At 72.2% G+C, this 9,697-nt stretch carries 10 protein-coding genes; 3 read left to right on the top strand and 7 right to left on the bottom strand.

What is annotated here, in order from left to right; genetic code table 11:
• Positions 1-68 precede the first annotated feature (68 nt).
• The 7 genes from ABT085_RS38785 to ABT085_RS38755 all read right to left on the bottom strand — a co-directional run bounded on the left by ABT085_RS38785 (position 69) and on the right by ABT085_RS38755 (position 6,929).
• Positions 69-809 carry a PH domain-containing protein gene (locus ABT085_RS38785; protein ID WP_351619360.1) on the bottom strand — a complete coding sequence of 247 codons (741 nt, stop codon included), beginning with the start codon at positions 807-809 and terminating at the stop codon, positions 69-71.
• A gap of 92 nt (positions 810-901) precedes the next feature.
• On the bottom strand, positions 902-2,401 hold the full coding sequence (locus ABT085_RS38780) for a sensor histidine kinase (RefSeq protein ID WP_351619357.1): 1,500 nt from the start codon (positions 2,399-2,401) through the stop codon (positions 902-904).
• Complete coding sequence (locus tag ABT085_RS38775; RefSeq protein ID WP_351619350.1) at positions 2,398-3,132, bottom strand: response regulator transcription factor; 735 nt, start codon at positions 3,130-3,132, stop codon at positions 2,398-2,400. The genes ABT085_RS38780 and ABT085_RS38775 overlap by 4 nt, the downstream gene beginning before the upstream one ends.
• Positions 3,133-3,292: 160 nt before the next feature.
• Positions 3,293-3,502: a hypothetical protein gene (locus tag ABT085_RS38770; protein WP_351619347.1), complete on the bottom strand. Its 210-nt coding sequence runs from the start codon at positions 3,500-3,502 to the stop codon at positions 3,293-3,295.
• Positions 3,503-3,538: 36 nt separating this feature from the next.
• The gene (locus tag ABT085_RS38765; RefSeq protein ID WP_351619344.1) at positions 3,539-4,762 is read right to left on the bottom strand and encodes a S1C family serine protease; all 1,224 of its coding nucleotides are present in this window, start codon (positions 4,760-4,762) and stop codon (positions 3,539-3,541) included.
• 270 nt (positions 4,763-5,032) lie between these two features.
• A complete protein-coding gene (locus ABT085_RS38760; protein ID WP_351619341.1) occupies positions 5,033-6,055 on the bottom strand; it encodes a LacI family DNA-binding transcriptional regulator in 1,023 nt (340 codons plus the stop codon).
• A gap of 94 nt (positions 6,056-6,149) precedes the next feature.
• Entirely contained in the window at positions 6,150-6,929 is a 780-nt protein-coding gene (locus tag ABT085_RS38755; RefSeq protein ID WP_351619338.1) for a winged helix-turn-helix transcriptional regulator, read from the bottom strand.
• 275 nt (positions 6,930-7,204) lie between these two features.
• Here ABT085_RS38755 and ABT085_RS38750 point away from each other — a divergent pair, with 275 nt between their 5' ends.
• Genes ABT085_RS38750 through ABT085_RS38740 form a run of 3 tightly spaced genes read left to right on the top strand, consistent with a single transcriptional unit; the run spans position 7,205 to position 9,660 of the window.
• Positions 7,205-8,116 carry an alpha/beta hydrolase gene (locus ABT085_RS38750; RefSeq protein WP_351619335.1) on the top strand — a complete coding sequence of 304 codons (912 nt, stop codon included), beginning with the start codon at positions 7,205-7,207 and terminating at the stop codon, positions 8,114-8,116.
• A gap of 39 nt (positions 8,117-8,155) precedes the next feature.
• A complete protein-coding gene (locus ABT085_RS38745) occupies positions 8,156-8,410 on the top strand; it encodes a MoaD/ThiS family protein (protein ID WP_152885628.1) in 255 nt (84 codons plus the stop codon).
• Between the two features lie 8 nt (positions 8,411-8,418).
• Positions 8,419-9,660 carry a hypothetical protein gene (locus ABT085_RS38740; RefSeq protein WP_351619332.1) on the top strand — a complete coding sequence of 414 codons (1,242 nt, stop codon included), beginning with the start codon at positions 8,419-8,421 and terminating at the stop codon, positions 9,658-9,660.
• The last annotated feature ends 37 nt before the right edge of the window (positions 9,661-9,697 follow it).

The following is a 9,697-nucleotide window of genomic DNA, read 5'->3' as shown; positions in this document are numbered from 1 at the left end:
GGACGTACGTGCGGCGTACGTCCCGGGCCCCTCGTCGCGTGTCTGCGTCTCGTGTCGGCGTGTCGCGGCTACGGCTCGCGCATGTACGAGGGCACCAGGGACCTCCAGCGTCGGCGCTGCACCACGGCCACGACGGCGAACGCGACTGCGGGAACACAGACGAACAGCAGGAACGGATGCACCGGAGCCCCGATCACCACCCGCACGATCATCACCGGGAACATGGCCGCCAGGGCGATCACCGCACCGGTGACCGAGTGCTCCCAGGCTCTGCGGTGCCCGGTCCGCAGCCGTATCCGTTCCTCCGTCTCCGGCTGCCGCTCCCAGGCCGTCCCGCGGTACCCGACGGCGGTCTCGCGCAGTCCCTCCAGCTCGGCGGCGAAGTCCGCCACCTGCCAGTCGTCCACCTGCCGGAGCAGCGTGCGCCGGCCGTCGTGGCGGTAGAGGTAGGCGTACAGCAGGGGCCCGTCCGTGCGGCGGTTGCGGAACGGCTCCGCGCGGATGTCGTAGATGTCCGCCCAGGGCACATGCCGCTCCCGCAGGGCGCTGCGCACGGTGATCCCGTCGGCCCCCACCCGGGTGCGCCCCCGGGCCTGCTCCAGCCAGGCCCAGCCCACGATCGCCAGCATCAGGGCCACGAACCCGCCCTGGGCCCAGAGCGGCATGAAGTCCTCGCTCCGGCTCATATGAACCACGGCATTCATGATGATGACGACCAGGAAGATCAACCGCGCTCGGGACATGGGCCATCGCCGACGCCTGTACTCCCGCTCGAAGCCGCTTCCGCCGGTGTTCGCAACGACGCTCACGAAGCCTCCCCCTCAGGCAGCACATCGTAGGACCGCACCGGTCGGATGTGCCGCTCGGGGTACTCCGGAATTTCCGCGAAGCCGGGGCGGCCCTAGGGGAGTTCGGGAGGCGGGGTCTTCGAGCCGGGCAGGCGGAGTGTCGCGACGGTTCCGCCGCCTGTCGCGTGGGTCAGGCTCACCTCGCCGCCGGCCTGCTGCACGGTCCGCGCGACGATCGACAGACCCAGGCCCGAGCCGGGCAGCGCGCGAGCGCTCGGGGAGCGCCAGAAGCGGTCGAAGACGTGCGGGAGTTCCTCGGCGGGGATGCCGGGGCCGTGGTCGCGGACCGTCAGGACGCCCTCGCTGAGCCGCACCTCGATCGTGCCGCCCTCGGGGCTGAACTTCACCGCGTTGTCGAGGATGTTGACCACCGCCCGCTCCAGCGCCGTAGGTTCCGCCCGTACGTACCAGGGGTCGACGGAGGACGTGATCGTCAGCTCCGGGCCGCGCAGGCGGGCGCGGCGCAGGGCGGCCTCGACGGTGTCCTCCAGCGAGACCACCTGGACGCGTTCGCCCTGCTGGCCCTCCGACCGTGACAGCTCCTGGAGGTCGCCGATCAGCGCCGCCAGTTCCGTCATCTGCGCCTTCACCGAGGCCAGCAGCGCCTTGCGGTCCGCCTCCGGCAGGGGGCGGCCGGTCTCCTCGCTGCGGGTGAGGAGCTCGATGTTGGTGCGCAGGGAGGTGAGGGGGGTGCGCAGCTCGTGCCCGGCGTCCGCGATGAGCTGCTGCTGAAGCTCGCGGGAGCTGGCCAGCGAGGAGGTCATCGAGTTGAAGGAGCGGGAGAGCCGGGCGATCTCGTCGTCGCTCTCGTCCTCGACCGGGATGCGGACGCTGAGGTCCTCGGTGCGGGCGACGTGTTCGACGGCGTCGGTGAGCTTGTCGACGGGACGCAGGCCCGCTCGCGCGACGGCCAGACCGGCCGCCCCGGCGCCGATCACTCCGATGCCGGAGACCAGCAGCAGGATGAGGGCGAGGTCGTTGAGGGTGGACTCGGTGCTCTTGAGGGGGACCGCGATGAGCAGCGCGGTATCGCGGGACAGCTGAGGCGGGCCGATGCCCGGGGTGTTCACGAGCAGCGGTGTGGTGAGCACGCGCACGGCGTTGCCGTCGGTGTCGGTGCCGTTGCGGATGATCCCGTCGGGGACGATCCCCCTGCTGTGGCTCGCTTCCTTGATGACGTCCGTGTCGATGCGGGTGACCTTGACGGTGCCCACGGAGTTCGCGGAGACACAGGGCGTGCCGTCCGCCTTGACCAGCTGGGCGTAGCTGCTCTGGGTCCGCAGGCTGTTGAAGCCGCCCTGGTCGTTCGAGCCGTTCTGGTCGGCGTCGCCGGTCTGGGGACAGGCCGCGAGGAGGTCCGCGACCGCGTCGTACTGCGCCGGCCGCGCCATCTTCCTGAGGTCGTCGTTGACCTGTTCGTACAGTTTCTTCTGCACGATGAACCAGCACGTCACCGACACCGCCGCCACCGCGAACGCCACCGCCGCGGCGACCAGCATCGACAGCCGTGCCCTGATCGGCAGGGTACGGAACCGGTGGGTCAGTCTGCTCACTCCGCGCCGCCCTGGCGCAGCACGTACCCGACACCGCGGACCGTGTGCACGAGGCGCGGCTCGCCGCCCGCCTCGGTCTTGCGGCGCAGGTACATGACGTAGACGTCGAGGGAGTTGGAGGAGGGCTCGAAGTCGAAGCCCCAGACCGCCTTGAGGATCTGCTCACGGGTCAGGACCTGGCGCGGGTGCGCCATGAACATCTCCAGCAGCGTGAACTCCGTGCGGGTCAGCTCCACGGGGCGTCCCGCCCGGGTCACCTCGCGGGTGGCCAGGTCCATCCGCAGGTCGGCGAAGGTGAGGGCCTCGTCCGCCTGGTCCGGTCCCGCGGTCGTGGACGCGTACGAACTGCGCCGCAGCAGCGCGCGGACCCGGGCGAACAGCTCGTCCAGTTCGAACGGCTTGACCAGGTAGTCGTCGGCGCCCGCGTCGAGTCCGGTGACCCGGTCGCCGACCGTGTCACGGGCCGTCAGCATCAGGATGGGCGTGGTGTCGCCGGCGCCGCGGATGCGACGGGCCGCGGTCAGACCGTCCATCCGGGGCATCTGGACGTCGAGGACGACCAGGTCGGGCCGGTACGCGGCGGCCTTCTCCAGGGCGTCCGCACCGTCCACGGCGACTTCTGTGGCGTACCCCTCGAAGGCGAGGCTGCGCTGGAGTGCTTCGCGCACCGCCGGCTCGTCGTCGACGATCAGGATGCGCTGGGTGTCACGGTCGCCTTCGGCGGAGCTCATGGGCGGGGTTCCTCGGAGGATGCGGTGGGACGTCTGCGTGCTGAGCGGGCTGAGCGGTGTGATCGGTGTGATCGGTCTGGTCCGGCGGTACCGCGTTCAGCCTCGCATGTTTCCCGGCCGGGAGGTCGGGGAAGCTGGCGGCGGGCCGGACCGGCCACGCTCAGCCGCGGACCGCGGTCAGCCGCTTCAGCGGCACCTTGCGGCGGTGCGGACGGGCCGCGGAGGTGCGCAGGCCCATCAGCTCGGGAGCCACCTCGGGCGCCCGCCGCGTCGGCGCCGGCGGTGCGTTCAGCTCGTACGCCACTTCGAGGGCCAGGGCGAAACCGGCCGCGTCGATGCCGGCCACCGGGTGGGGAACCTGCTTGATCATGACGTACTCCTCTGCGTGTGCGGCGGGCGGGCCGGTTCAGCTGTCGGAGCCACCTGCCCGCAGGTCGGCCAGGTCTGCCTTGACCGTGTTGATCGGGATGGCGAAGCCGAGACCGACGCTGCCCGCGCTGGACGAGGACGAGGAGTCCGCGCCCGAGTACATGGCGGAGTTGATGCCGATGATGTTGCCGTTCATGTCGATCAGCGCGCCGCCGGAGTTGCCGGGGTTGAGCGAGGCGTCCGTCTGGAGCGCCTTGTAGGTGGTCGTCGAGGAGCCGGTGTCGCCATTGAACTGGCGGCCGCCGAACTCGAACGGCCACTGGCCGTTGCCGCCGCCCTGTCCCTGGTCCTGGCCCTGGCTCTCGTCGGTGGAGACGGTCACGTCCCGGTTCAGGGCCGAGATGATGCCGCTGGTGACGGTGCCGGTCAGGCCCTCGGGGGAGCCGATCGCCACGACGTCGTCGCCGACCTGGACCCCGTCGGAGTTGCCGAGGGTCGCCACCGGCAGGCCGGAGGCGTTCTCCAGCTTGATCAGGGCGAGGTCCTTCTTGCTGTCGGTGCCGACGACCTCGGCGGAGTACTGCTTGCCGTCGCTCGTCTTCACCTTGATCGACGATGCGCCGGAGATGACGTGGTTGTTGGTGACGATCTCGCCGTCGCTGGTGATGATCACCCCGGCGCCGGTCGAGGTGCCGTTGCCGAGCGTGGCGCCGACCTCGACGATGCTCGGGCTGACCGCCGCGGCGACCCCGGAGACCGTGCCCCTCTTGGCGGCGGGCACCACGTTCGTGCTGGTGGAGCTGGAGGCGACCGAGTCCTTGCCGGTGAGCTCCTGGATGCCGTAGGCCGTACCGCCGCCCACGGCCGCGGCGATGATCGCCACGGCGGCGAGCAGGGCGACCGTGCCGCGGTTGCGCTGCTTCTTCGGCGCGGGCCCGGCGGGCACGGCGGCGAGGAGAGCGGTGTCGCCGCCGTGGCCGGCACCGGAACCGGAGCCGTCCGCCGCGAAGCCGGCGAAGTCGATCGGAGCGGTGGGGGCGGCGGGGGCGGTCGCCGGGGCGGCCTGGGCCGGCCACACCGTGGTGCCGGGCTCCACCGTCACCGGCTCGGTGTAGGGCTGGGCGGGCCGGTAGGCCGGCGGGGGCGGCCACTCCGGGTCCACGGGAGAGGAGGCGTGCTGCTGCTGGGGGTACGCGGGCTGCTGCTGGTCGCCCTGGTAGGGGTTCTCGTACTCGCCGCTGCGGCGGAAGCTCTCGGTCATGAGAAGAGCTTCCCGCCCCACGATGAGAGGTTCCTGAGTGCTCCCTGAGAAGGCGGGTAGAACCTCGTATGCCCGATATAAAACGGGTGCCCACGGCCGGGCGAGGCCTCTCAGGACGATCTCAGAAACGCCTCGGACCAGGGGCGGCGGACGCGTGGCGGCTCGTGCGCAGCCCTGGGGCGGCGGGCGTGCCGAAGCTCACTCGCAGCCCGGAGTTCATGCGCAGCCCGAACCTCACCCGCAGCCCGGAGCTCACGCGCAGCCGGAAGCTCACTCGCAGCCGCAGGACCTGCGGGCCACCAGCTTCGAGGGGAACACCTTCAGCCGCTCCCGTCGCGACCCGGCGACGCGCAGCCCGTCGTCCAGCACCAGGTCCACCGCGGCCCGCGCCATCGCCGAGCGGTCCGAGGCGATCGTGGTCAGCGGCGGATCCGCCAGCGCCGCTTCCTTGATGTCGTCGAAGCCGGCCACCGCGAGCTCTCCCGGCACGTCCAGGCGCAGCTCACGCGCTGCCCGCAGCAGGCCGATCGCCTGGTCGTCGGTGGAGCAGAAGACCGCGGGGGGCCGCCGGGGCCCGGACAGGATGTCGAGGGCGACCTTGTAGGCGTCGTAGCGGTTGTACGGCGCCTCGAAGAGCCGCCCCTCCGTCGATATCCCGGCCTCGTCCATGGCCCGCCGCCAGCCCTCGACGTGGTCGGAGACGGGGTCGCCGACCGCAGGGGTCTCCGCGGTGCCGCCCATGCAGGCCACGTACTCGTAGCCGTGCTCCAGCAGGTGGCGTACGACGTGCTGGGCGCCGCCCAGGTCGTCCAGGACGACGGCGACGTCGTCGATGGCCTCGGGCCGCTCGTGCAGCAGGACCACCCGGGCGTCCCAGGCCTCGATCTCGGCGGCGGCCAGGTCGTTGAGCGCGTGGCTGACGAGGATCAGGCCGGAGACGCGCATCCCGAGGAAGGCCCGCAGATAGTGGACCTCGCGCTCACCGATGTAGTCGGAGTTGCCGACGAGCACCATTTTCCCGCGCTCGGAGGCGGCCTGTTCGACCGCGTGCGCCATCTCCGCGAAGAACGGCTGGCGTGCGTCCGGCACGATCAGGCCTATGAGGTCGGTACGCCGGGACGCCATCGCCTGCGCCACCCGGTCGGGCCGGTAGCCCAGTTCCTTGATGGCGGCGAGGACACGCTCGCGCGTGGCCGGGGCGACCGGCCGGGGTCCGTTGTTGATGACGTAACTGACCACCGCGGTGGAAGTCCCCGCCAGTCGCGCCACATCATCCCGAGTCACCTTGGCCACGCGCGGAGTCTACGCGGATGGATCGGTGCTGGGCAGGGCGTATCAGAGCTTGGATGCGCGCGTGCGCCGCCCCGGACACCCCGCCCGAGCCCCGCTACGCCTCCGCCCCGACCCCGGTGCTGTCCAGGGCGGCCGTCTCGTCCGCATCCTCCGGCTTTGGCTTGGCCGCTTTGGCCTTCGCCTCGTCCGAGGAGCGCTCGCCCTTCTCGGGGGTAACGAATCGATAACCGACGTTCCGGACGGTTCCGATCAGCGACTCGTGCTCGGGGCCGAGCTTGGCGCGCAGCCGCCGTACGTGCACGTCGACGGTCCGGGTGCCGCCGAAGTAGTCGTAGCCCCAGACCTCCTGGAGCAGCTGTGCGCGGGTGAACACCCGGCCCGGGTGCTGCGCCAGGTACTTCAGGAGCTCGAACTCCTTGAAGGTGAGGTCGAGGACCCGGCCCTTGAGCTTGGCGGAGTACGTCGCCTCGTCGACCGACAGGTCGCCGTTGCGGATCTCCATGGGGGAGTCGTCGTTGACGATCTGCTGCCGGCCCATGGCCAGCCGCAGCCGGGCCTCGACCTCCGCCGGGCCGGCTGTGTCGAGGAGCACGTCGTCGATGCCCCAGTCGGCGGTCACGGCCGCGAGGCCGCCCTCGGTGACCACGAGGACGAGGGGGCAGCCGGGTCCCGTGGACCGCAGCAGCTGACACAGGCTGCGGACCTGGGGGAGGTCCCGCCGGCCGTCGATCAGGATGACGTCGGCGCCCGGCGTGTCGACCAGGGCCGGGCCTTCCGCCGGGGCCACCCGAACGTTGTGCAGCAGCAGGCCGAGGGCGGGCAGCACCTCCGTCGAGGGCTGCAGGGCATTGGTCAGGAGCAGCAGAGAACTCATCGCACGCCACCTGCCTGGGTCGTCGTCACATGTTCGTGCAAGGTTCGCTCGCCCATAACGTCTCGTTCCTCCTCGGTCCCTGCGAGGACGTTTGCGGCACTGCCTCCTACTGTGCGGCTCCCGCTCCTCTGGGACCCGCCGCGACTCCAGGGAGTCGAGGTGTGCCGAAGGCCCTGTACACCTGCGGTTTCCCGCTTTGCATACAAAGCGCCCGAAAGCACAAAAGGACTCGGGGGCTTCACTGCCCGAGTCCTCTGTCCAGCAGAATAGCCCACATGAGCATCAGTCCGGCAGGTCATGAGGCGCGTTCCGCCGTTCGTCCGAATCCCGAGACGAGCAGACCTGCACCATTGCGGACGTTTCTACACACCGTCGACGGTGTGACGATCGATTCCGTATACGACCCGGCGGCGGTCGTATACGAAGAGGGCGCGCCACCCGCCCGTGACCTCGTGTTCGTCGTGGCGCACGGGTTCACCGGCGCCGCGGACCGGCCACATGTTCGCCGGGTGGCGAAGGCGTTCACGCGGTACGGAGCCGTCGTCACGTTCTCCTTCCGCGGCCACGGGGCCTCGGGCGGACGGTCCACGGTGGGGGACCGGGAGGTGCTCGACCTGGCGGCCGCGGTGGAGTGGGCCCGCGGGCTCGGGCACGCGCGCGTGGTCACCGTCGGCTTCTCCATGGGCGGCTCGGTGGTGCTGCGGCACGCGGCGCTGTACGGCCCTGAGCACGCGGGGGGCACGGACGCCGTGGTCTCGGTCAGCGGCCCGGCCCGCTGGTACTACCGGGGGACGGCCCTGATGCGCCGGGTGCACTGGCTGGTGACCCGGCCCGAGGGCCGTCTGGTCTGCCGCCTCGGCCTGCGCACCCGTATCCACCACCGCGACTGGGACCCGGTGCCGCTGTCCCCGGTGGAGGCGGTGCCGCGGATCGCGCCCAGGCCGCTGCTGATCGTGCACGGCGACCGGGACGGCTACTTCCCCGTCGACCACCCCCGGATGCTGGCCGCGGCCGCCGGCGAGCACGGAGAACTCTGGCTGGAGCCCGGCATGGGCCATGCCGAGCACGCGGCGGACGAGGAACTGCTGCGCCGGATCGGCCGCTGGGCCGCGGCACCGGCCCAGGCACCCGCCCCGGCCGCGGCACCGGTGTCGCGCGGCGGGCGGGAATTTGACGGCAGGGCCTAGCCTGATCGTGTTCACAGCCGAACCGACTCGAGGAACGAGATGGCAAAGGGCACGGTGCGCTACTGGGCCGCCGCCAAGGCCGCGGCCGGCGTCGCCGAGGAGCCGTACGACGCGGCCACGCTCGCCGGGGCGCTCGACGCCGTCCGGGAGCGGCATCCCGGCGAACTGACGCGTGTCCTGCGCCGGTGCTCGTTCCTCGTCGACGGGGACCCCGTCGGGACCCGCGGGCATGAGACGGTACGGCTGGCCGAGGGCGGCACGGTCGAGGTGCTCCCGCCGTTCGCAGGAGGATGACCCCACCGATGACCAACCAGCCGTACGAACCCCGCGAGGGGACCCCGTACGAGGGCTACGCCCCGTACGGGCAGCAGCAGCACCCCCAGCAGGCGCACCCCCAGCAGGCGCACCAGCAGGGCCACCAGCCGCAGCAGGCCTGGTCGGGGCAGCAGCAGCACCAGCCGTACCCGTACGGCGACCAGCAGCACACCCAGCAGTGGCAGGGGCAGACCTGGGAGACCCAGATGCAGCCCCCGGTCCCCGCGGCACCCGTGGCGGAGACGGCGTACCTGCCGCCCGTCGGCCAGGCGCCCCAGGGACATCAGGGACAGGCGCAGCCGCAGCAGGGCCACCACGAGCCGTCGGCGGGCGGCTGGTCCGCCGCGGGGCAGGCCCAGCGGACCGCCGCCCGGACCGCGGCCGAGCCCGCCGACCGGCCCGCCGGTGACGACGACGCCGGCGCGGCGGGGGGACCCTCCTACGGCCCCGCCACCCTCGCGGGCAACGCCCGTGTCACCGACGCCCAGCGCGCCCGCCTCGAAGGCCGCTCCCCGATCATCGAGCCCGGGATGCAGCCCGCCGCGCTCACCGCGCTGCTCGGCCTGCTGCTCTCGGGAGCGGCGGCCGTCGGCTCGTACGCCCTGCTGGTCCCGCTCGTCGCCCTCCAGGCCGTCACCGCGGCGGGCTGGTTCCGGCTGAACGGGATGTGGCCGGCCCGGCAGGGCATCGCGCTCGCCTTCCTGGGCGCGCTGGTCTCGGACGCGGCGGTGTTCGCGGCCGGCCGTGAGCACGGGCCCGCCGCGATCCTCGGCACTCTCGGCGTGTGGGTGCTGCTCTGCCTCGTCCTCCAGCTGCGCTCGCACGCCGACCCGGACGAGCGGATGTACGGCCTGATGGCGGGCGTCGCCTCGGCCGCGCTGGCCATCGCGGCGACCGGGTACCTCGCCGCCGAGGCGGACGTGGTGTCGGTCGGCGCCGCCGCGGTGGCGGTGGCGGTCCTGGCCCGTGCGCTGCCGCTGCCGACCCCGGCCTCGGTGGTCGTGTCGCTGCTGGCCGCGGCGGGCGCCGGTGTCGCGGCCGGCGGGATGACGGACCTCGGCGCGAAGGGCGCGCTGCTCGGCGCCGGTGCCGCGGTCTGCGCGCTGATCGGCCACCGGGTCGCCAGTTACGACTACCCGTCCCGGTTCGTGCACTTCACGGCGGGCGTGGCCCTGCCGCTGGCGGCCGCGGCCCCGGCGGTCTACGTGCTGGGCCGGGCGCTCGGCTAGGACCTGTCACAGGAGAGACCCAGAAGACCGCCCGGGG

This window comes from Streptomyces sp. NPDC002265, from assembly GCF_040296125.1.
Taxonomy (GTDB): domain Bacteria; phylum Actinomycetota; class Actinomycetes; order Streptomycetales; family Streptomycetaceae; genus Streptomyces.
This window is presented reverse-complemented; position numbering and strand designations above follow the sequence as displayed.

Excerpts from the sequence above, each read along its gene's own strand:
- ABT085_RS38750 (WP_351619335.1), top strand. The coding sequence starts at position 7,205 with ATGAGCATCAGTCCGGCAGGTCATGAGGCGCGTTCCGCCGTTCGTCCG.
- ABT085_RS38745 (WP_152885628.1), top strand. The coding sequence starts at position 8,156 with ATGGCAAAGGGCACGGTGCGCTACTGGGCCGCCGCCAAGGCCGCGGCC.
- ABT085_RS38755 (WP_351619338.1), bottom strand. The coding sequence starts at position 6,929 with ATGAGTTCTCTGCTGCTCCTGACCAATGCCCTGCAGCCCTCGACGGAG.
- ABT085_RS38740 (WP_351619332.1), top strand. The coding sequence starts at position 8,419 with ATGACCAACCAGCCGTACGAACCCCGCGAGGGGACCCCGTACGAGGGC.
- ABT085_RS38770 (WP_351619347.1), bottom strand. The coding sequence starts at position 3,502 with ATGATCAAGCAGGTTCCCCACCCGGTGGCCGGCATCGACGCGGCCGGT.
- ABT085_RS38765 (WP_351619344.1), bottom strand. The coding sequence starts at position 4,762 with ATGACCGAGAGCTTCCGCCGCAGCGGCGAGTACGAGAACCCCTACCAG.
- ABT085_RS38775 (WP_351619350.1), bottom strand. The coding sequence starts at position 3,132 with ATGAGCTCCGCCGAAGGCGACCGTGACACCCAGCGCATCCTGATCGTC.